Source organism: Novosphingobium malaysiense (genome assembly GCF_000802225.1).
In the GTDB taxonomy this organism is placed as follows: domain Bacteria; phylum Pseudomonadota; class Alphaproteobacteria; order Sphingomonadales; family Sphingomonadaceae; genus Novosphingobium; species Novosphingobium malaysiense.
This window is the reverse complement of record NZ_JTDI01000001.1, coordinates 1-21,241: the sequence shown is the minus strand read 5'-3', so window position 1 is coordinate 21,241 and position 21,241 is coordinate 1. Positions and strand designations below refer to the sequence as shown.

18 protein-coding genes are annotated in these 21,241 nt (G+C 61.0%); 8 read left to right on the top strand and 10 right to left on the bottom strand.

The features are described 5' to 3' along the window. Window positions 1–11: 11 nt before the first annotated feature. The 3 genes from LK12_RS00095 to LK12_RS00085 all read left to right on the top strand — a co-directional run bounded on the left by LK12_RS00095 (window position 12) and on the right by LK12_RS00085 (window position 3,290). Window positions 12–968, top strand: a complete 957-nt coding sequence (locus tag LK12_RS00095; protein WP_231568158.1) for a homoserine dehydrogenase — start codon at window positions 12–14, stop codon at window positions 966–968. 110 nt (window positions 969–1,078) lie between these two features. Beyond that, on the top strand, window positions 1,079–1,768 hold the full coding sequence (locus LK12_RS00090) for a TetR/AcrR family transcriptional regulator (RefSeq protein ID WP_052223024.1): 690 nt from the start codon (window positions 1,079–1,081) through the stop codon (window positions 1,766–1,768). Window positions 1,769–1,946: 178 nt separating this feature from the next. Further along, the gene (locus LK12_RS00085) at window positions 1,947–3,290 is read left to right on the top strand and encodes an aromatic ring-hydroxylating oxygenase subunit alpha (protein ID WP_039277954.1); all 1,344 of its coding nucleotides are present in this window, start codon (window positions 1,947–1,949) and stop codon (window positions 3,288–3,290) included. Window positions 3,291–3,519: 229 nt separating this feature from the next. Here the strand turns inward: LK12_RS00085 and LK12_RS00080 are convergent, their stop codons facing one another. After that, window positions 3,520–4,122, bottom strand: a complete 603-nt coding sequence (locus tag LK12_RS00080; RefSeq protein WP_052223023.1) for a sulfotransferase family 2 domain-containing protein — start codon at window positions 4,120–4,122, stop codon at window positions 3,520–3,522. 81 nt (window positions 4,123–4,203) lie between these two features. Continuing rightward, window positions 4,204–5,313, bottom strand: a complete 1,110-nt coding sequence (locus LK12_RS23585) for an acyltransferase family protein (RefSeq protein WP_197063416.1) — start codon at window positions 5,311–5,313, stop codon at window positions 4,204–4,206. 444 nt (window positions 5,314–5,757) lie between these two features. On the opposite strand from LK12_RS23585, the gene LK12_RS00070 reads away from it, so the two are divergent. Genes LK12_RS00070 through LK12_RS00060 form a run of 3 tightly spaced genes read left to right on the top strand, consistent with a single transcriptional unit; the run spans window position 5,758 to window position 10,226 of the window. Then, window positions 5,758–7,908, top strand: a complete 2,151-nt coding sequence (locus LK12_RS00070; protein WP_231568156.1) for a GumC family protein — start codon at window positions 5,758–5,760, stop codon at window positions 7,906–7,908. Between the two features lie 18 nt (window positions 7,909–7,926). Further along, window positions 7,927–9,297: an O-antigen ligase family protein gene (locus tag LK12_RS00065; protein ID WP_231568155.1), complete on the top strand. Its 1,371-nt coding sequence runs from the start codon at window positions 7,927–7,929 to the stop codon at window positions 9,295–9,297. Window positions 9,298–9,347: 50 nt separating this feature from the next. Continuing rightward, complete coding sequence (locus tag LK12_RS00060) at window positions 9,348–10,226, top strand: sulfotransferase family protein (RefSeq protein ID WP_039277951.1); 879 nt, start codon at window positions 9,348–9,350, stop codon at window positions 10,224–10,226. Window positions 10,227–10,256: 30 nt separating this feature from the next. On the opposite strand, the gene LK12_RS00055 is transcribed toward LK12_RS00060, so the two are convergent. Then, window positions 10,257–11,813, bottom strand: a complete 1,557-nt coding sequence (locus LK12_RS00055; protein ID WP_052223021.1) for a lipopolysaccharide biosynthesis protein — start codon at window positions 11,811–11,813, stop codon at window positions 10,257–10,259. Beyond that, a complete protein-coding gene (locus LK12_RS00050) occupies window positions 11,803–12,552 on the bottom strand; it encodes a glycosyltransferase family 25 protein (RefSeq protein ID WP_052223020.1) in 750 nt (249 codons plus the stop codon). The genes LK12_RS00055 and LK12_RS00050 overlap by 11 nt, the downstream gene beginning before the upstream one ends. 419 nt (window positions 12,553–12,971) lie before the next feature. On the opposite strand from LK12_RS00050, the gene LK12_RS00045 reads away from it, so the two are divergent. Together LK12_RS00045 and LK12_RS00040 are read left to right on the top strand one after the other, a co-directional pair. After that, window positions 12,972–13,925 (top strand): glycosyltransferase family A protein, encoded by a 954-nt coding sequence (locus tag LK12_RS00045; protein WP_269430615.1) that lies wholly within the window; start codon window positions 12,972–12,974, stop codon window positions 13,923–13,925. Then, entirely contained in the window at window positions 13,922–15,265 is a 1,344-nt protein-coding gene (locus LK12_RS00040; RefSeq protein ID WP_052223019.1) for an outer membrane beta-barrel protein, read from the top strand. Before LK12_RS00045 ends, LK12_RS00040 begins: the two co-directional genes overlap by 4 nt. Here the strand turns inward: LK12_RS00040 and LK12_RS00035 are convergent. The 6 genes from LK12_RS00035 to LK12_RS00005 all read right to left on the bottom strand — a co-directional run. After that, window positions 15,252–15,947 (bottom strand): serine O-acetyltransferase, encoded by a 696-nt coding sequence (locus tag LK12_RS00035; protein WP_039279865.1) that lies wholly within the window; start codon window positions 15,945–15,947, stop codon window positions 15,252–15,254. The genes LK12_RS00040 and LK12_RS00035 overlap by 14 nt on opposite strands. Before the next feature lie 5 nt (window positions 15,948–15,952). Continuing rightward, entirely contained in the window at window positions 15,953–16,519 is a 567-nt protein-coding gene (locus LK12_RS00030) for a polysaccharide biosynthesis/export family protein (protein ID WP_039277946.1), read from the bottom strand. A gap of 13 nt (window positions 16,520–16,532) precedes the next feature. Next, a complete protein-coding gene (locus tag LK12_RS00025) occupies window positions 16,533–17,762 on the bottom strand; it encodes a glycosyltransferase (RefSeq protein WP_269430613.1) in 1,230 nt (409 codons plus the stop codon). Between the two features lies 1 nt (window position 17,763). After that, a complete protein-coding gene (locus LK12_RS00020) occupies window positions 17,764–18,918 on the bottom strand; it encodes a glycosyltransferase family 4 protein (protein ID WP_039277943.1) in 1,155 nt (384 codons plus the stop codon). 327 nt (window positions 18,919–19,245) lie between these two features. Next, the gene (locus LK12_RS00015) at window positions 19,246–20,580 is read right to left on the bottom strand and encodes a hypothetical protein (RefSeq protein ID WP_231568152.1); all 1,335 of its coding nucleotides are present in this window, start codon (window positions 20,578–20,580) and stop codon (window positions 19,246–19,248) included. A gap of 375 nt (window positions 20,581–20,955) precedes the next feature. Further along, the coding region (locus tag LK12_RS00005; protein ID WP_039277935.1) for a UDP binding domain-containing protein at window positions 20,956–21,241 on the bottom strand (286 nt) is incomplete at its 5' end.

The window sequence follows — 21,241 nt, the reverse complement described above, 5'->3', positions numbered from 1 at the left end:
GATTCGGGAACGTGGGGCGTCAGATTGCGCGGATGCTCCTTGCCAGGCGCTCGCGCTATCGGAACCTCTACGGGGTGGACGTCCGTCTCGTGGCCGTGTGCAATTCGCGGGCGGGACTGCGAAAGGGCGCGGGAATCGAGGAGGTCGACTTTGCCAGTCTGGTGCCCGGGTCGACTGGCCCCGCGTTTCTCGTCGAAGCGAAACCCGACGTGCTGATCGAAGCAGGGCCGAGCGACTTTGAGACCGGGAGTCCGGGATTGGCCTATCTTCGGACGTTGCTCGCCATGGGGTGCGACGGTGTTGTCGTGTCCAAGGGCGCGCTCGTCCATTCTGGTCCGCCATTGCGCCGCCTTGCGGCAGCAACGGGCGCGCGGCTCAGGATTAGCGGAGCCACCGCGGCCGCGCTGCCGACCATCGACGTGCTTGAGACAGGTTTGCTGGGCTGTCGTGTGCTCGGTCTGGAAGGCGTTCTGAATGCAACGACCAACTACTTGCTCAATGCGATGATGGAACGCGGCATCGGCTTTCCGGAAGCGCTGCGCGAAGCCCAGGCCGGGGGCTTTGCCGAGAGCGAGCCGAGCCGGGACATCGAAGGATGGGATACGGCTTGCAAGCTCCTCATCCTCGCAAACTTCGGTCTCGATCTCGATCTGGGCATGAAGGATGTGTCCGTCTCGGGCATCGGCGGCGTGACTCTCGATGACATCGGGCGCTGGCGCGAAGAAGGAACAGTGCCGCGCCTTGTCGGGCGTATTGAATTCCGGGAAGACGGGCCGAAAGCCGAGGTGGCGCTGCGAACCTATCCGCTCGACGATCCCTTCGCACATATAGCGGGCAAGGCGAAGGCCTTGCGAATCCACACGGACTGCATGGGCGAGATCCTGACCATGGGGGGCGGTCCGGAACCGACCGCGACAGCTTCTGCCGCTCTCAAGGATTTCGAGCTTCTGCTGGCTACGCCCAGGTAGGTTGGGCAGGGTAAGGCGCTTGAATCCGGGCGGTCCCATGAGGTGACAGTGTGCCGGGTTGGCGGCGCGGCCCCTTGGCAATTGCTCTCGGCGTGGCCAGAAGCGCTTGGATGAAAACGGACGAGCAGATTTCACAGGATGGTGACAGGGCCAGCGCCAGCAGGGGGCAACTCACGCGCGACAGCATTCTCGACGCTGCCGAAATCCTGTTCGGGCAGCGCGGGTACGAGGGGACGTCCACGCGCGATCTTGCCGCCAGAGCGAAAGTCCGCCTCAGTCTCCTGCATTATCATTTCGGCACCAAGGACAAGGTTCTGGCAGCCACGTTCGACCGCAAGTTCGATGGCCTGCGCAGCCTGATCCAGAGCAGCTTCGATACAGCTGCCGCAGGCGGCGAACTGACTTTGGAAGAGTGCGTGCGGGCTTTCGTCATGCCTTTTCTCGAAGTGAGTGCGGACAAGGGGCACGAACTGCACAATTTCGTGGTGATGACGTCGCACCTGATGAGTTCCTATCGGGTCCCCGAAGTGAAGCCTTCGCTGATACGCCTGAGCGCCATTTCCGAACTCTTCACGACCCGGGTGAGGGCGGCTTGTCCCGGCGCCGGCGAAAGCGAACTGTTGGCGGGTACATACCTGATCGAAGCGGCCCTGATCTTCATGGTGCAAGATCCCGGTTTCCTGGACGATATCAGCGCTCATCACCATTCGGCGGACAAGCTCGACCAGATTGCCGGTGCGACCTTGCGCTTTTTCTCCACCGGGTTGCGCTCGCTAATCGATCCGACCTCACCTAATTGAGGGGTTGGTCATTCGACCAACTGATATAGTGTTGCTGTCGACGGCAAGAGCCGCTGATGGAGAGGAACGGGCGGGCCGTGCGTGTGCCGGCCGCCATATCTCCCCGGCCATTGCCCAATGGAGCATTTGCAGGTTTGTGCGGCGATTGCCGCCAGGCCGAAGACTTGGGAGACGTGCGATGAACCAGCAGACTGCCGTGCCACCGCCGATGGATGGCCGCGATCCGTCGAACCTGCGCGGGGACAAGATAACGGGCGACCGTTATTTCTCGAAGGAATTCGCCCAGAAGGAATGGGACCATGTCTGGACGAAGATCTGGCACATCGCCGGGCGCACCGCCGACATTCCCGAAGCGGGTGACTTCATGGTCCATAATTTCATGAAGGAATCGGTGATCGCGGTGCGGCAGGAGGACGGCTCCGTCCGCGCTTTCTACAACTCATGCGGACACCGCGGCATGCGCATGGTCGACGGAATGAGCTCGGTCGCCTCGTTCCATTGCCCCTATCACGGCTGGAAGTGGGGCATCGACGGTAAGCTCGAGTATGCGCAAGACGCCGATGTCGATTTCAAGAAGGGCAATCCCTGCGGCAAGCTCAAGCTCGGCGAGCTGCGGTGCGATACCTGGGGCGGATTCGTGTGGTACTGCATGGACGACGATGGTCCCACACTCGAGGAGTTTCTCGAGCCCATGCCGGCGCTCTACCGCAACTATCCGATGGATACGGCAGTTCGCGTTGCCTGGTACCGCATCGAACTCAACGCCAACTGGAAGTTCGTGACCGACAATTTCTCGGAAAGCTACCACACCCGCACGGCACACCCGCAGGTTCCGCCATGGATCGACCAGGACGTCGATTCCGCGCGCCACGAGATGTGGCCCAAGGGCCATGGCCGCACGGTTCAGCCGATGCGCCCCTCGCTCAGCGACCGTCCTGAAGGTGGTGGCAACGCCATGTTCGAGGCCGAACTGCGCAAGTGGGACATCGACCCGGGCAAGTACGCAACGTACGAGGATTTCGCGCTGCAGGGCTGGAAGGACCTGAAGGCCGCCAAGCAGAAGCTCTGGAAGGCAAAGGGCTACCTGCACTACGAACACATGAACGACGAGGAGATCACCGACAGCCCGCACACGGTGATGTTCCCCAACGTCACCATCAGCTTCCTGCCGGACAATCTTATCCTCTTCCGCAGCGAGCCGCACCCGGACGATCCGGAGAAGTGCTACTTCGACCTGTGGTGCATGGCCTTCCCCGTCGAAGGCCAGACCGAGGTGGAATCGATCATGGCCGGCGTGAAACCACTGCGCGAAGTGCCCGAATGCGAACACCGGGTGTTCGACAATGGGCGGGGCATTCCCGAACTCGCCGGGCAGATCGTCTATCAGGACATGGAACTGGCCGAAAACATGCAGGCCGGCATGCACTCGCGCGGATACAAGGATGCCTACCTCTCCGATCAGGAGACGCGCATCCGGTTCTTCCACGAAGTGCTCAACGACTGGATCGAAGGCAGGGCCTGAACCGTCCTCGTCCGGGCCGGAGCGGAGACGCACGGGCCGGGCGAGGACTTCATCGAACCGGACGCGGCCGACCAAGCCGGTCGGCCGCGTGCTATGGCGCTGATCGAGAAACGCTGCGGCGCGCTTCATTCACCATGCGAACCACGGGGACGGAGGCTACACGACCAGCCGAGGCACCAGTTTTGACATGGCCTTTTGCGCTGCCTTATGGTCGCGCCGGTACTCGACCTCAGTAGCCGAACAAGACGTAGTCCTTGGCGTAGAAATCGCGGATGAACTGGCTCGTTTCATCGTCTACCGATGGTTTTTCCGAGCCGCTGTTCATATGCGGCAGTTGCCCCTCGTATCCCATCTTTTTCGCAACATAGGCGAAGCTTTCCGCCATTGTCTCGATCCTGCCGACGTAGTCCACCAGCAAGCGACGATAGGGGTGACAAATGAAGGTATGTTGCGGACGAAAATGTTCTATGTCCTGGAATTCTGACAGCCGGCGGGCAAATTCCTCGAACGTCAACCCTTCGAGCCGCTTCGAATAGGCTTCGTCGCGCGGCGTCATCCCGCCTCCCTGCATGAACTTGAATGCGGACAGGGCTCGAGCCAGAGGGTCGCGCACGAAGGTGAATTTGAAATAGTCGCGCGTCGCCGCGAAGTCCTGGGCATAGCGGTCCAGCGCGGTGGCGTGGCCCACCTGATGGCCGAAAAGAGCGATGGAAACCGACGTGCCGGCCGCCTTGGGAATATGGATGAATATTGCCCGGTGGTGATGGAAGGGGGCGGGGAGCCCCGACTCAAGCCGAAAACGTGCAAGCTTGCGGCGTACAGATCGGAACATGGTGCCCCCTTTTTGCAAAAGGCGTTGAATTTCGGGAGATAACGTTATGCCGATGAGGCATCCGTTCGCCTAGGTCGGTTTCTAGCCCTCGATGGAAGCGGGGAGGGGCTGTCGGGAATCGGGACGCTTGATCGAATTTCGTAGCCTTTTGATGACCGGATCTACAACCAGGACGACGGCCGTCGACGCCGCGAACGTCAGGACCAGGGCGAGCGCGAACGCGCTCAGGGAGGCGAAACTCATGCCGCGAACTGGTTTCCCTAGTAGCGCCCACGAAGCCAAAGCCCCCATCGGCCAGTGGAGCAGATATACTGGATAGCTGTAATCACCCAAGAAGCTGTCACTCCTTCGCATCTTATGCGTTCTGTCCACGTTGAAAAGAGCCAGAGTGACAATGGATGCCAACGGGATGTTGAGATAGAGGCCGGCGATCCTCACCGCGTCGATGTTTGCGAATTTGTCGACGACCGCGAATGGAAGAAACCACATCAGGCCCGCCGTCATGGCAAATTCCGGACGTAGCGGCATGAAACGCTTCAGGTTGGCGCTCAATTCCTCGCGCCAGTGCCAGGTACAGGCACCGGCAGCGAATGGCAGAGAGCCTGCAGGAATGAGGCTGTACAAGTCATAGTAGTTGGCCCCCAAGACGATCATGCCGCCGGTATAGGCCAGGCTTCCCAGGAGCCAGGCCAAGGAAAGCCTGCGGGTTCTCGAGAGCCCGAGACCGATGAGCACATAGAACACGAGCTCAACTGTCAGAGCCCAGGTGGCTGGGAGCAGTCGGGGTTGGAAGTGGTAGGGCGTCAGCCGCGGGAAGACCATGGACAGGTTCGCGGCCCAGGTCTCCACGTCCCGCGGCAGAAACATGGCATTGCGGTAGCCACGGGCGAAGGTTTCCCCGCAGAGGGCAATGGCGATGAGAGCCAGAGCGATGGCGAAGAAGTAGGCCGGGTAGAGCCGCAGTGCGCGATTGGTCGCAAAACGCAGGAATCCGCCCGGGCTATAACCGTAGGTTCCCGCCATGACTGCCGTCATCAGAAAGCCTGAAAGCACGAAAAAGGAAAACACGGCATATTGGCCGATCACGGGGATGGACAGAAGGTGATGCACCATCACCGTCAGGGCAAGCGCCAAGCGATAGGTCCCGAACACATCCACCCTTCCTGAAGCGTTCCCGACGGCGAGAAGCATGATAAAGTCGCGTGGTGGAAAGCGCCAAATCGGCGCAGCCCGGCTACAGAACGATACGCCTGATTTCCGTGCCCGGGAGGACCTGGTTCGCAGGAAACGTAATCGGCACATGCGGGGGAGCCAATCAAGGATTTACACCTGTATTCCTCGTGTGCGAAAAGAGGGGCTGAGGTTCGGATAGCCGGCAGGAGGTGGTCGAAATCTTCGATTCAGAAGTGAATTTTCGCTTCAGGCCGCTCCTTTCGCACGGTCCGCCGCGTAACGGCTTGCTGCAGTGCAAAACCAATGCACAAATCCAAGCCCGGTCAATCCGTTGTTCGGGGATCACCAAGGTGCCACGGCCGACGACGAGCTGGAACTGCGGTATGCTGAGCCGCCGTGAAATGTCCTCTTCTTTCGCCGCTCATGATCCGGAACCCTGCAATGCATGCCAGACCTCAACCATTGATTCCCCATAACGGGCGCCCCGGAGATCCGGTCGACAAGGGGGCGTTGATCGACCTGCGGGCATTCATGCAGGTGCTTCGGCGTCGCAGGGTCGTCATCCTCATCGTCAGCCTGCTCATGTTCGGCGCGGCCGCCGCAGCCTATTTCATGACGCCGCCGCGGTACACCGCGGTTGCCACGGTTGCGCTCGAAAGGGGCGCCGAAGACGTGGTGAAGGTCGATCAGGTCGTGCCAGACGTAGTGCCGGACTCGGCTTCGGTAGATACCGAAGTGCAGGTGCTGAGGTCTCCAAAGCTGATTGGCACGGTCGTCGACAAGCTCAACCTGACGCGCGACCCGGAGTTCAATCCCGCGTTGAAGGAGGGGCGCAGCGCCCCGGAAGACGTGGAGCGCAACTGGGCGATTTCCACGATACTGAGTCATCTCACGGTCAAGCGCAGCGGCTTTTCCTATGCGATCGATCTCCAGTACGAGGCGGGATCGCCGACCACGGCGGCAAAGGTCGCCAACACGATCGCGAGCACCTACATCGACCAGCAAGTGTCCGAAAAGGCCGGTGCGACGGCGCGGGCGAGCGATTTTCTAGAGGGCCAGCTCGACAAGCTGCGGGTGCAGGTGGAGGCCGCCGAAGCCGCGGTAGCCGACTATCGGGCCAGGCACGGCCTGTTCGATCTCGGTCAGGACAGCACTGTTACGCAGGCAGAACTGTCCAGCCTAAACACGCAGCTGGCCCAGGCACGGGCGCAGGAAGCGGAAGCGCGGGCGCGTCTCAATACCGCCAATGCGCAGCTCTCGCGTGGCGGGACAGGCGAAGAACTGGGCGAAGCCCTGGACTCGCCAGTGGTCAGCCAGCTGCGTGCTCAGCGCGCGGAAGTGAGCGGCAAGGTGGCCTCCCTCAGCCAGCAGTTCGGCCCGAAATATCCGGAGCTGGCAAAGGCGCGTGAACAGCTCAAGGATATCGACCAGCAGATTGCCGGCGAAGTGAAGCGCATCGTCGCCAACCTGAGCATCCAGGCGAACGCGGCCAGCCAGAGAACGGCGTCGCTGAATCAATCCTTGCAGCGCGCGGAAGGCACCCTGGCAGTGGACAACAAGTCCGCGGTCGGGCTTGCAGAGCTGGAACGCAAGGCGGATTCCACGCGCACGCTCTATCAGACCTTCCTGGATCGTTATAAGCAGACGCTGGCCCAGCGCGGGCTCGAAAGGGCCGACTCCTACATCGTGGCGCCTGCGCGCGTTCCGGGCTCGCCCACGTTCCCCAATGTGGTCGTCTTCGGCGTGATCGGCCTGATCGCCGCGGTTGCCGTTTCGACCATTGTCGTCGCGATTCTGCAACTGCTAGACCGGGGCGTGGAAACGACGAGTGCGCTGGAAAAGAGGCTCGGCGTGCAGGTGCTTGGCTCCATTCCCGACACGAAGCACCTGCCGGAACTGACCGACCGCGAGGATCGGTCTCGTCCGACGCAGCTCGTCGTCGACAAGCCGCACTCATCCTTCGCCGAATCCTTCCGCTGCATGCAGACCTCGATCAATTTCAACCTGCGTGATCTGCATCCGGTCGTGGCCATAACGTCTGCCCTGCCCAACGAGGGCAAGACGACGGCCGCCCTTTCGCTGGCCCGTTCGGCAGCGATGGCCGGCAAGCGCACGATCCTGGTCGACTGCGACCTGCGTCGCCGGGTTTCGAATGCGGAATCCAGCTCCATGAGTTCAGCCGGGTTGCTGGCGCTGCTTTACGGCGAAAGCAAATTGCACGAGTCGATCTATGTCGAACCGGAAACCGGCCTCCACGTCCTGCCTCGCGGAAGCGACGAGCACCATGTTCAGCCCTTCGCGGACAGCGAAGCGTTCTCGCAACTGATCGCCGCCTTGAGGGAGAGGTTCGACTTCGTCGTGCTCGATACCCCTCCGGTCCTGACAATCGATGATAGCCGCGTGATCGCGGCCAAGGCGGATTGCGTCGTGCTTATGGTTCGGTGGCGGAAGACCCCGACGCGGGCGGCCGAACTGGCGCTCCGCAAGCTGGAAGCGGTCGATGCCAACGTGATCGGCACGAGCCTTTCCATGGTCGATGTCACCGCTCAGGCGCGCATCGGGTACGATGACGCAAGCTACTACTACAGCGCCTACAAGTCCTACTATGTGTAAGGGCGGCAAGAGCCACCGATGAATGAGAGCGCCTCTTCAGGGCCGACCTTCGGTCTGGGCATTCTCGTGCCGGCCACATTGGTTCTGCTTGTCATCGCGTTGCTGGCGGGGCGACGCATCCCCTCTTTGCAAGGGCGCTTCCTGTTCGCGGCAATCTGGCTGCGAATGCTGCTGGGCGCCTATCACGTCTACATGTTCAAGCCGCTCGTGGCGGGAATGTCGGGCAATGCCCTGGTGTCGATCGCTGTTGCCGGGATCGGGCTCCTGGTTATCAGATTGCCACACCTGATGCTGAGAGCGCTCCTGCCAGTATACCTGATCATGATGCTTGTCCTGGTGAGCGGGCTGCTCAACATGGACATTCCCGGCATCATGACCGTCATGGTAAAATACAGTTACTTCGTCGTGCTCCTCGTTGCGACTTTCGAGGCCATGCGGCAGGACGAAGATGAGCAATTGATGCCGATGCTCATCTGGGCCTTCGCGCCGCTGTTGCTGTTCCAGTGGCTGTCCCTCGCACTCCATCTGCCGAAGGGTTCGGAAATGGGCGATGGCGTCGTGTGGATCGGGGGGTACAACCACGAAGCGGCGTTTTCCGTGGCCCTGTTGGCAGCATTCATCGTAGGCTGCCTCGCTCATCGGCTGCATCCCGCCATTCGTCTCGGCTATCTACTGGCCGTCGCAATCGGAATCTTCCTCGCCGGCTATAGAACCTCCATTTTCGCGGCGGGCCCGATGATGCTCGTCGTGTTCTGGGCCGCAATGACGGAATACGTTAGCCCGAGCCAGCGAAGGGTCATCGCGGCGACTGCGCTCATGATTGCCTTGGTCGGAGCTGCGGCGGTGGCCGTACTCTATCATGAACGCTTTGCCGACATGGGCACGTTCCTTTCCAACCCCGGAGCGCTGATCAAGCCGCCTCGCGAATTCACGCAAATCGACCGACACGTTCTTTCGGCACGCCCCCTGATCTGGAGCGAGTATCTCTATGCCTACATGGACGGGCGCCCCTTCCAGATCATGTTCGGTTTCGGGCCGGAGTCATGGGCCAGGGGTTTCGATGTCTATCCGCATAACACGCTGATCGGCACCCTCTACGAGTTGGGTGCCGTGGGCGTGGGCGCCATGTTGCTGCTGTGGATCGCCATGGCTGCGAAATCCGTGATGGCGAGGCGCTGGGATCGTCCGATGCTGGTGGCGGCGCACCTCAGTTTCTTCCTGCTGAACTTTGGCACCATGCCGTTCTGGCTGATGGAGGGGCTGGCGCTCTATGCGGTTCTTTGCGGCTATTCGCTGTTCAGCGCCAGGGAGAACCTGCAGCGGCGCAGCCAGCCTGGTTGGGCCGACTACCCCAACCTGTTCGAACCGAGGATGAGGGCCGCCCTGTAACGCGTCCTTCGCTTGTGACAGCTCACGACCGGAGCCGGGGAGACCTGAGCATGTTCCATCGCATAACCACGGCCGCAAAGCGCTGCCTGCCTGCCGATGTGCGGACCGATATCGCCAATCGCCTTGTCCATGCACGCCGAGCCGGAAAGGAGCCGATCGCCGGGCTTGAGTGGCTGTTCGTGGCCAATTTGCCCAATTCCGGGTCGACGGCACTGGCGATGCTGCTTTCGACGGCGCCCGGCGCGACGACGCTGACCGACAATGGCGAGGCCCAGTGGCTGATGCCGCGACTGAGCAAGGGCATCGAACGGTGGAATCCGGAGCGCGAAATCGATTATGCGATGTTGCGTTCGGTCTGGATCGATGCAGCCCGGCGGCGGGGTGTCGGCGCGAACGCGCTGGTGGTGGAAAAATCGCCATCGAACATCGTCCGTCTGCGCGCCCTGACCGAAACCTTTTCCGACATGCCGGTGCACACGATCGTCCTGACCCGGGATCCCTATGCGGTCTGCGCGAGTTGGGCCAAGCGCTATCCTCCCGCCAAGCTCGGCCGTGACTGGGATGCGCGATTCGTGGACATGGAGGCGGACAGCGAAGACCTCTTCGAGGCGTTGGGCGCCCTTTACGGCGCACGCGCGCAGACCCTGCAGGCCTGCCGCGAAATCGCTCAGATCGTGATCTCCTACGAAGAGCTGACCGAGGATCCGGACAGGACGGTCGCCAGGCTCACGGCGGCCATTCCCAGGCTGGCCGGCATGAATTCCGGCGCGCAGGTGCGGGTCAAGGACTATGCGCCCCAGGAATTGTCGAACATGAACGCTGCGCAGACGGCGCGGCTTTCACCTGCACAGCGTGGGGCCATAACCCGTGGCCTCATGCCGTACCGTGCCGTGATCGAGACGCAGGGGTATGCGCTGGAAGACGCGTAGGGGGACCTCTGTCCGTGCACAAGGAACCTGTCAGGCGCCAGCCCCAGGCAGGACACGGTTGGGCAGCACCTTGCGGCATACCTTCAACGCCTGAGCTCGCCAGAACGGTGAAAGGCTGATCAGCATCAGACCATAGACCAGCGCTCCGATTGCCACTTTCAACAGCAGGGCGATCCAAGGGCCCAGGTGGAACGGAATCGCGGTACTGGCGGCAAGGCCGACCGTCGAGTGTCTCAGGAGATAGAGGATCACACCCATGATGGCGGATGCTGCGAAGGGACGCCAGATGGCGTTCCATGTCTGGCGGAAGCCGATACCGGAGACCCGCTTGAGCATGTAAATCTGCACCGGAAGTATGATGTAGGCACGCGCCACGAAGCCGCAGGCTACAGCGAACAAACCGAAACGTACCAGGCTGAAGGTCAGGATTGCCGTCAAGGCGAGCTGAGCAAGGGCGATGAACAACAGGATCCGGGCAGCCCCCAGCGCGCCGAGAGACGGGGTGGCAAACTGGTTAAGCGTGAAGGGGACTGCCATGAAGGCAAAGATCTGGGCAAGGTCGCCGGCCTGGGCCCACTTTGCCCCAAAAACCACCGGGACGGCTTCCGGAGCAAGGATTCCGAATCCGACAAGCGCGGGAAAGGACAATGCCGAAGCCTTCGAGATCACCCATTGATAGGCGTGCGCCAGTTCGACGGGATCTTCCTTCACGCGAGACAGCGTCTGTAATGCGACCGAGGAGAACGGCCGGATTGCGCCGATGGAAATGATGTCCACCGTGCGCCAGGCCGTGCGGTAGATGCCGACCGCGACGATACCGATGACGTTGCCGATTACCAGCTCCTGCATGCGGGACATGGCCAGGTAGACCAATTGCATGGCCGTGAGGCTGCCATTGATGCTCAGGTTGCGCTTGAGGATGGACCATTGCCAGTTCCAGCCGGGCTTCCACCGGTAGGCCTGGCGCGAAAGCACGACGCTGATGACGACCGTCAATATCCTTTGAATGACGAGCGCCCAAAGGCCGAATCCCATCAGCGCCGCGGCTATGGCCGCGCCGCCACCGCCGATCCCGCTGACCACCGATCGCAGGGCCGTCGTCTTGTGCCCGAATTCGCGCAGGCGCAGGGCCAAGTGCGTCTCTCCCAGCGATGAGATCGGGAGCGTCAGGCTGAGGACCTGGAGCGGCGCGGCTATCTGCGGTGCATTCATGAAGGCGGCGAAGGGATCGGCTACCGCCACGATGAACGTGCAGGTGATCAGGCTAAACCCCATGTGACTGCGATAGACTGTATCCATGAAGGCGGGGCTGAGTTCGCGTTCCCGGGCGACCGTCTCGACCAGTCCGGCCATGCTGATCGTCCGGAACACGAGCGCGAATATCGAAATCAGCGCGAAGGCACCGATATCCGCGCGCGAAAGCAGCCTCGCCATCAGGACGAAAACGACGAAGGAAAAGACCTGATCGGACGCGAACCTCAGGATCGTCCAGCTGATCGACTGCTTGCTTTGCCGGCGCAGCTTGCTGTCAAACCGCGCACCGCTGGAAGCGGGGGGCTCGTCGGGCGTTATGGAATCACTTGCCACGCAGAACGCTCAGTCTCTTGGCATGCATCTTCAGCTTGTCCATCGATCGTGTAACCCGCTGTCGGGGCGAATAATAGGCCGCAGCACGCTTTGTCGCAAAGCGCTCCGCGCCGATGGCTGATGGAACGAACTCCTCGAGAACCGGAGCGGGGAACAGGGCGAGGTTACGTACGCCGTGCTCCCACGAGCGATCCATCTGATCGTCTACGGGGCGTTTGACCGTCCGGCAGGCATCGAGGAAGGCATGTGCTCCGTTCAGCGTGATTGCATAGGCCTGGGTGCCGAAAGGATAGCCCACGAGTTCCACGATACTCCGCGAACGCTGCAGGAAGTTGCGTTTCACCACCCGATTGAAAGTCGGCGCTTTCGAATAGAGGCGCAGATACCGGATGTCCTGCGCTTCCAGGTCGGTTTCGCCGAGCCGGGCCAGAAAAGCCCAGTCGACGATCACGTCATCCTCGAGAACGATGCACTGGGCGATCTGCTCGCGGGCCATCTCCTGCCAGATGGAGTAGTGGCTGGCATAGCAGCCCAGCTCGCCCTTGGTGAGTTGCCGCCCCTTGTTGCGCTCCACCGCCTCCGCGTCATAGGTCAGGTCTTCCGTCAGTGCCGTGCAGGCATCGAAGAAGCGCCAGGGAACCTGCGTGTTTGCGGCACGCGCGGCAAACGCGGAGCGACGTTCTTCGGCAGTCGTCATCGAGACAACGAAAACCGGACAGGGGAATGCGGGTTCGGCCATGCGCAAGCTGTTGAGTATTCCCCGGCTCCGATGTTTTGCCAGCAGTATGGAGTCGTCCAATCCGACCCGCGGGCATTGAACAGAGCAAATAGATTCTCGCACTGCAACGCAACCCGACCGGGATCGCAATCGACACAGGTTGCGTTGTAGCGAGCCGGAAAAGCGATCAATCCAACGTACTTGGCGGCTGGCGCTTCGCGGACGCACAATCCAACGAGATTCCTGCCCGGCTCGTCTTCGCAATTGCGGCACATGCTTGACCCGGTGTATGCACTGGGAGACGGTCCGGTCGAAGGCCAAATCCTGATCTCTCGAAATTGCGGAGGCCATGTGAAAATTCGGCCGGCTGTCTTCGGGGTATCGATCCGCGCGAAAACGACTTCAGTGAGGCTCCCCTGACAACGACACCGAAATTCACTGTGGTCATGCCGCTGCACAACAAGGCGGAACATGTCGCCGCAGCGATCGAAAGCGCCCTTGCACAAGACTTCGCGCCGTTCGAAATCGTCGTGGTGGATGACAGATCCACCGACGGGAGCCGGGACATCGCCGCCTCGTTTGCAGGCGAAAGGCTTCGTCTGCTCGGGCGCGAAGAGCCGGGGCCTGGCGGGTATGCCGCCCGCAACCTGGGCATTCGCGAGGCAAGAGGCGACTGGATAGCCTTCCTCGATGCCGACGACCTGTGGCGAGAAGATCATTTGGCCGTGCTTGCGCGGGCCATAGCAAATGCGCCGGGGGCAGGCGCGGCGGCCACCCGTTTCGACCATGTCTTCGACACACATCGCCAGCCCCAACGTATCGCACAGAAGCTTGAGGCGGGCGCCGTTCTCGATTTCCGGCAATTTCTCGAATGCTGGCTCGAAGTGCGTGAATGCCCGATGTGGACCGGTGCCATCGCGCTGCGTCGCGACGTGTTGATCGACGCCGGCCTGTTTCCGGAAGGCCGGGCCAGGCGCGGCGGAGACAAGGATCTGTGGCTGAGGGCCATGCGGCGGACCAGCCTGGCCTACGACCCGACCTTCACGGCGGATTTCAGTCGCGATTCGTCAAACAAGGTCAGCAAGACTACAAATACGCTGTCCACGCCCTGCCTGATCGGAACGGCCCGCAAGCTCATGACCGATGCAGATACCGAGGAACGGCGCCTGCTGCGCCGGTTGATCAATCAGGAAATCGCCCACTACGCCCGTTATTCGCTCAAGCTGGACCAGCCGATCCGCATTCCGCTGAGCGACGTCAATCTGCCCGAAGGCCTGGGCACGCTAGCCATGCTGGCAGTGACACGTTGGACTCCGGTGTCCTGGCGCAAGTCCGCCTACCATTTCGTGAAGTCCTTACGCGCCGGATCGGCAAGGATGCGGCAGGGACAATGAGAGCACAGATCGTACCTGCTTCTGCCTTCGCAGTACGCACCTTGGCGGCCACCAGCATTCCGTTGGTGGCATTCGGACCACTCGCGTCTCCTGCCATGGCCCAGAGCTACAATCCGTTCGGCCGACTGGGGACTCTGCAAGCGAGCAATAATCCTCTCGACGAGGATCAGCCGGACAGTGTCACGCAGCGATCGCGACCCGAATACCAGGCCGTGCCGATCCAGATCGGCTCGATCCAGGTCATGCCGCAGGTCATCCTCGGTCTCGATTTCGACGACAACGTCTACGCGGTGGAAAATGGCAAGAGCAGCGACGGCATTGTTACCTATCAGCCGCGCATCACGATCGGGAGGCCTTCGCCCGGATTTAGCTGGTCGATTGCCGGCGAGTACGAAGCCACCCGCTACTTCAATCTCACCTCGGAAAACACGAACGACTATGCCTTCCAGGGCGGGTTGGAATATCAGATTGGCACCAGTACCGTGGTCAACGCCAAGGCGCTTCGGTCCCGCAATTCGGAATCGAGAACCTCGCCCGATTCCCTCTCCAGCATCGCGAGGCCCAATCGTTTCTACCTCACGGAATTCTATGGGGATCTGACGCACAGGTTCAATCGCCTGAGCGTTCGCGGGACGATCGATTTCGCGCGACGCAATTACCTCGACAATCGCGATATCGCGGGCAACGTGATTGACCAGGATTTCCGGGACCGATCGACGGTAACCGGCAGCCTGATTGCGCAATATACGATGAGCGCGAATTTCGCCGTGTTTGCTGCAGCTTCGGCCAACCAGCGCGACTATCGGACCCGGATCGGTCCGATCCCTGCGCGCGATTCGAAGGGCTATGAACTCGCGCTGGGGTCGAATTTCAACCTCGGTCATCTGATGCACGGCAGCATGCGCGTCGGATACCTGCGCCAGAACTACAAGGATCCTCTGTTCAAGGACGTGCATGGGTTCCTGATCCGCGGGGAAATCGCGTATTACCTGACGCCGCTGGTCACGCTGACGGCAAAGGTGGATCGCAGCGTTTCGGAAACCGGCGTTGTCGAAGCCGCCGGCTACGTGAAAACAACCGCGTCGGTCCAGGCCGATTACGAGTTGCTGCGCAACCTGATCCTGCATGTCGAAGGCGGTAACGAACATCGCCGCTTCGTCGGGGTGGACAGGACGGACGATCGATTTTCGGCAAATTTCAGAGCCACCTGGCTTCTGAGCCCGCGTTGGTCGCTGCAGGCGAGCCTGAGCCATCGCCAGCAGACGAGCAAGGGCTCCGCGCCCGGCCGCGATTTCAAGGAGAACGTGGCCTCGATAGGCCTGGTGTTCAAAGGTCTTTAGAAGCGCCTGCGGCGGGATTTCGACCCGCTACGCGACAGCGTTGCAGCAGATCTTCCGGCACCAGCCTGTTGATGTACCCGCCTGAGCCAGCCTCGGAAATCAGTTTGGCCGGGTTTCCGCCGACAACAGCGTTTTCCGGGACGTCCTTCGTCACCACGGCGTTGGCGCCAACGATGCAGCCCTCACCAAGATGGATATGTCCGATGATTTTCGCACCGGCTCCGATAAACACGCGATCCCCCAGAACGGGCGATCCGGCGCGCGACCCCCGGTTTGCCTGACCGAGCATCGTGCCGTGGGTCAGGTTGGCATTGGTCCCGATGACGGTGTCGCCATTGATGTAGATGCCGCCGAAGCGGTTGATGAAAAGGCCTGGCCCGATCTCCGTGTATTCGGGGATGGCAATGCCGAACTTGTAGCGGCACCGCAGCAGCAGCCACTTGAGGAGCAGATAAAACCCGAATGCCTGAAAACGCTTCGTCTTCAGGTAACCGCAGCTGCGCATGTACACCGTGTACTTGTAGCCAGGCGTGAACAGGAAATGGCGCCAGAAGGTCTTGGCGTCGATACGGCCGGAATACCGATAGAGGTCGGCCTGAAGCAAAAGGCGCAGGTGCCGGAACGAACGGGGACAACCGCGACGGTGCGGCTTGCCAAGTTGTTCAGGCTTGATGGGCGCCATCTGGTTCAAAAGTAACGCTCCCCGATGCGGATGGTATCGCCCGGCGCAACCGGGATGCCGGCTGTCAGCTTGTAGACGTGTTCATCGTCTTCGCCGGCAGACCTGATATAGACGCGCTTCTCGTTGGCGCGGTAGTTGAAACCGCCGGCCTTGGCCACGGCATCGCGTACAGTCAGACCGAGCGAATAGGGGTATTCGCCGGGCTTTCCGACCTGTCCCAGAATGTAGAATGGACGATATTCGCCCACTTCCACGGTTACATTGGGATCGCTGACGTAACCGCTTGCCAGGCCCGTTGTCAGTTTCTGCTTGATGTCGGAGGGATTGGCGCCAGCTACCTCGACTACCCCGATCAAGGGGAAATCGATGGTTCCGTCGGCAGAGACGGTAAATTCACCGGTCAACGTCGGCAGGCCATAGGTCGTCACTTTCAACGTGTCACCGGGCGCCAGCTTGAGCTCGACCTTTCTGGTCTCGCGCGGCTTTTCCCCGGCATGGGCCGGCGAAACACCGCCGACGCAGGTCAGCGTCAGCGCAAGGATCATGAAGCCCCGGGTCCAATTTCTGGCCATCGTGCGTCTCTTTTCAGTTGCTGTTGCTGGAGCTGCCGGGTGCCACGACCGCTTGCCGCATCGGCATGCCGTCATGCCGGGCGAGGGGGCTTGGTTGACCGACAGCGAGTGTCGTTTCAATGGTTTCCCAATAGCGGTTTGCCGTCTGCGCAGTGTCGAAAGCGCGCGTGATTTCCGCCGCTGCGTCCCCTTTTCTTTTGCGCTTTTCCGGATCGTCGAGCATCCGCAGAGCCTTGGTGAATGCCGCGACATCGTTTGTCGGGACGACGATGCCGGCGTCGCATTCCACAACACCCTGGACCTCTTCACGGGGGCAACCGAGCAGGATTTCCGACGGTCCCGAAGCGCAGTTGGTGGCGACGACCGGTAGGCCACAAGCCATGGCTTCGACCAGCCCGTTGGGGAATCCTTCCGCGTTCGAGGGAAGGGCAAAGAGCGATGCGCGCCTGAGGATGGCAAACGGATTTTCGACGAAGCCGGGAAGATGAACGCGGCCCTCAAGGCCAAGGCGGGCGACATGCGCCTCCAGGTTTGCCCGTTCCGGGCCTTCCCCAAGGATCACCAGCGATCCCGGCAGTTCGGACCGTGCAAAGGCTTCGATCAACATTGCAAAGTTCTTGTTGGGAACCAGTCGACCGGCGGCTGCGACGTAATCTTCAGGGACGGGGACGGCGGGATCAGCAAGGCCACATTCCGCGATCAGGTCGTGGTCGACGGGATTGGCGATGACCGAAATCCGGTTCTCGCGAACCGAGAAATTGCGGGCCAGATCGTCGGCGACGCCGTAGGACACCGCAACGACATGATCTGCCCGGGGGTAGGTGAAGCGCAGCAGCCACCTGCTTGCCGCCGCGCGGAGGCGACCGCCGAAATGCGCCGAACTGTTGACGCGCTCGCTGATGATGCAACGGATGCCCAGTCCCGCAGATGCGGCGACATTGGCAACATTGGCCCGGGTCAGGAAACTCAGCGTCACGTCGGGCCGCTGGGCGGCGATCAGCCTGCGCAGTGCCCGTATACCGGAAACCAGATTGCCGCGGGTATCGAACTGGACGACATCGATCCAGTCGGGAACCGGGTAGGCGCCTGGCTCGCGGTCGAGAAGAACCAGCGAGATGTCGTATCGATCACGCCATGAACCCGAGGCGCGCAGCAAAGTCGTCATGACACGCTCTGCGCCACCACCGGCCAGCGAATTAATAATGAAAACGGCGCTTTTCTTTCGGGGCGACCCTTGCACCATCTTATTTGACGGCTCCCGATGCAGAGCGTTTGGGCGCATGGGCGCCGCTCGGCGCGGCGATGAGGGAATAATAGACATCGGCCGTGTTGATCGCGGACGTGTCCCAGTCGAACCGCCGCTTCACCATGTGTGCATCTGCGGTGCGAGTGCGGTGATCGGCCGAGAGCAGACCGGAAAGACATGCCGTATCCCCGACGGGGAAGTAGCAATCCTCGTTCAGCCCAAGGTCGCGGTTGGCGGCAATGTCGCTCAGCAACATTGGCGCTGCACAGGAGGCTGCTTCCAGCGCGGCGATCGGCAGCCCCTCGTGATACGAGGGCATGACGAAGAGCGAACAGTTCTCATAGAGGCACTTGAGAACCGGTCGCGGCTGGAAATTGAGAAAGATTATGCGGTCGTTGGCTTGCGAGCGCAGCTTGCGGACGTAATCCGAATCGTGGTTCGCGTCGCCGGCGATGGCCAGCACAACGCCGTCGGGCGGGGAACTCGCCTTGAACGCGTCGATCAGGTCGTGGAGGCCTTTTTCGGGTACCAGCCGGCCCACGGCCAGGACATAGCCCTTCGGCTTGAGCCCGAGGTCAGCCAGCGTCCTGCGGGCATCCACGCCTCCCGACGGCAGCTTCGGCGCGCCGTTCGGAATGTAGACGACCTTTTCGGCCTGCGACGGAAATATCTCCTTGAGGTGCAGGGCGAGCGAGGGGGACACTGCAATCACGCGGTGGGCCCAGATGAGGCCCGATCTTTCCCCGATGCGAAGAACGAGTTTTGCCATCCGGCCCCATTTTTCGCGCTCGTAGTCCGCGCCGTGATGCGTCACGATGACCTTGAACCCCAGAATGCGGGCCAAGGGGGCTAGCAGCGCCGGGCCGATGCCATGAATGTGCAGGACGTCAGCGCGCTGGAACCATGCATAGATCGTGGCAATGAAAGTCGCCACGATCGCTTCGAACGATCGCGAGCGCGGGGATGGCAGAGGGACGAGGGAAATTCCGCGATAATTGCGCAAGTCGCGCTGGACGTATGGTGCACGGCACAACACCGAGATGTCGAGATCCGTGTTTGTCCGCTTGATGCGAGGCAGGAGCTCCTCGCAATGACTTTCGATCCCGCCCATGATTTCTGGGATGCCCCTAAGGCCGGTAATGAATACCTTCACAGTGCGTGATCCCTCTATGGTTGGTTGCGCGATCAGCCATACGCAATAATTACAACGAAGGACGCAGAGACTCAGTTCCGCAAAATCTGGACGACGCCAGGGCCGCTGGCGAATCTCGAAATTACGATCGTGAGCGACTCGCTATCGGGCGTACCGATACCGGGCCTTTTGCCTCAAACGTTGAAAGGGATAGTACCTTGCCAAAGGCGCGAGGTGAACGCTGATAGTGCATTGCAGCATTCCCCTCGTCGGGTTTTCGGCTCCGTATATCGTAGGCTGTACGCGAATTCAGCCGATTTCCGCCGAAAAGGTCCGATTCGGCCTTGCTCAGGCCTTCTCTTTGCCGACCTTGATATCTTGCTGATTGCGGGGCGGCACCCAGGTAATGACCGGCTCCGGTCCGTAGACGGCAAACAAGGGCGCGTCGGGCGCATCGATCTTCGCATTGCGGATTTCGAGGTGCAGAACGTTCTTCGTTACGATCAGGAAGACCGGTGCACGGTTCCCGGCCCCGGCGGTCACGACCGGCTGGTCTAGAACATAGCGATCGACAGTGCCGTGGAACGAAAAATGAGCCGCTCCGCCTTTGCCGCCGTACCAGCGAGGGTGCTTGCTGGTGCAACGGCGCAGGACGCCGCTGTTCCACAAGCGAAAGTTGCGCTTGTTTCGTGCTGCAGTGCAATCTTCGAGATAGACGTTCGCCGACTTGAGGTCAAAGCCGCCATCGCTGCAGCCGGTTGCCAGGCAGGACAGGTATCGGATGCCGTGGTTTCCGCGTTCGTCGGAAAAGCCGTCGCCGTTCCAGTACTTGTCGTCAGGACGCGTCACCTCGCGAAAACCGTGTGCCTGCACGCGAGAATAGGTGATGTCGTGCGCATCGCCATCGAGCTGGTAGCCGACGCAATAAAGGTCACATTGCGAACTGGCATATGCCGTCACGTCTTCGATCGTTCCGCTATGTGAGCCGTAGCGAATCCGGGTCATGCCGCGGTCGACTTCGCGACCTGTGACTTTCCGGACCGCAAAGTTCGTCAAGTTGGCCGGGTTGGTCCTGTCCGAACTGGTGTCCTCGAGGAACCGATAGAAATTGGATCCCGAACAACTCTGGATGGTCAGATTGTCGGTCGGAACATTGACCCGCACAGCACCATTGCCGAGATCGAGAAAGGTGCAATTCTGGATGATCATGTTCGATCTGGCGCGCAGGCCTTCGCCACCTTCGCCCTTCACGCCATCGGGCGCGCGATTTCCCTGAAAGGTGCGCCCTGAAATAATCGTTGTGACTGCGGCAACTGCCCAACGTGGAAGCGCCATTACGGCGAGGGCCGAGGTCACAAAGAACCGCCGAGTAATGTCTGATCGCATGGTGCTTCTTCTTCCCAACTGCAAGGACCGCAAATGAGCGACAGTCGTCCTGCGCGAAGGCCGATTATCCCACACCGGTCCCGGTGCAGTCGAAGGCTGAAGATGGGGGCAGCGATGGTCAACCCGGCCCCGCGCTGTAGCGGGGGCGATATTGACGAAATGATCCTGAAGTACGATCAGCCGGACGAAACCATTGGCAAACCAACGGTTATCGGCGGTTCTTGATCGACTTAAACCCTTCGGAAACGCCCAAAACGATTGATGCCGGGATCGCAGCCACCACCAAGGCGGCCGCAACTCCGGCTGTCAAAATCGCAGATCCTGCGAGATGTGCTGCTTCGACCACAACCGTCTCGGTCGCTTTGGTATTGCGAAGTCCAACGACCCCGCTGCCCTTACCCATCGCGTCCTACTCCACGCCTTGATGTGTCGCCCCCACGCTGAACGTCAGCGTCATCTCACGGCGTATACCTTGGTATTAGTTGAGATGGCGTTAACTCATCGCGCCAGAAAGCACCGAAATGCAAGCTATTTTTGGTCGGGATCGGAACTGTGTGGAAGTGCACAGTACCCCCAAAGAGCAATTGGAGCGCGGCTGACAAGCCTATCGGACTCGAGTCGAACGAGCTGAAATTGCGACCGTTTTGGATGTGTTCGGGTGGCCGTTTCCTGTCAGGTTCTGCCCACGGAGGTGTATGCGAAGCCGGCCTCGCGCATGGCCTCGGGCTGGTAGATGTTGCGCAGGTCGACGAGGACGGGGGACTTGAGCAGTGACTTGACGCGCGCGAGGTCGAGGGCGCGGAAGGCGTCCCACTCGGTGACGATGACGACCGCATCGGCGCCGTCGATGGCGGTGTAGGGATCCTCGACCATGTCCACCTCGGGCATCAGCGGGCGGGCCAGGTCCATGCCTTCCGGGTCGTAGGCGGCGACCGAGACCTTGGCGTCGGCCAGCGTC

Bases quoted from the DNA above. Each gene is read 5' to 3' on its own strand.
- LK12_RS00090 (WP_052223024.1), top strand. From the start codon at position 1,079: ATGAAAACGGACGAGCAGATTTCACAGGATGGTGACAGGGCCAGCGCC.
- LK12_RS00085 (WP_039277954.1), top strand. From the start codon at position 1,947: ATGAACCAGCAGACTGCCGTGCCACCGCCGATGGATGGCCGCGATCCG.
- LK12_RS00080 (WP_052223023.1), bottom strand. From the start codon at position 4,122: ATGTTCCGATCTGTACGCCGCAAGCTTGCACGTTTTCGGCTTGAGTCG.
- LK12_RS23585 (WP_197063416.1), bottom strand. From the start codon at position 5,313: ATGCTTCTCGCCGTCGGGAACGCTTCAGGAAGGGTGGATGTGTTCGGG.
- LK12_RS00065 (WP_231568155.1), top strand. From the start codon at position 7,927: ATGAATGAGAGCGCCTCTTCAGGGCCGACCTTCGGTCTGGGCATTCTC.
- LK12_RS00060 (WP_039277951.1), top strand. From the start codon at position 9,348: ATGTTCCATCGCATAACCACGGCCGCAAAGCGCTGCCTGCCTGCCGAT.
- LK12_RS00050 (WP_052223020.1), bottom strand. From the start codon at position 12,552: ATGGCCGAACCCGCATTCCCCTGTCCGGTTTTCGTTGTCTCGATGACG.
- LK12_RS00040 (WP_052223019.1), top strand. From the start codon at position 13,922: ATGAGAGCACAGATCGTACCTGCTTCTGCCTTCGCAGTACGCACCTTG.
- LK12_RS00035 (WP_039279865.1), bottom strand. From the start codon at position 15,947: ATGGCGCCCATCAAGCCTGAACAACTTGGCAAGCCGCACCGTCGCGGT.
- LK12_RS00030 (WP_039277946.1), bottom strand. From the start codon at position 16,519: ATGGCCAGAAATTGGACCCGGGGCTTCATGATCCTTGCGCTGACGCTG.
- LK12_RS00025 (WP_269430613.1), bottom strand. From the start codon at position 17,762: ATGGTGCAAGGGTCGCCCCGAAAGAAAAGCGCCGTTTTCATTATTAAT.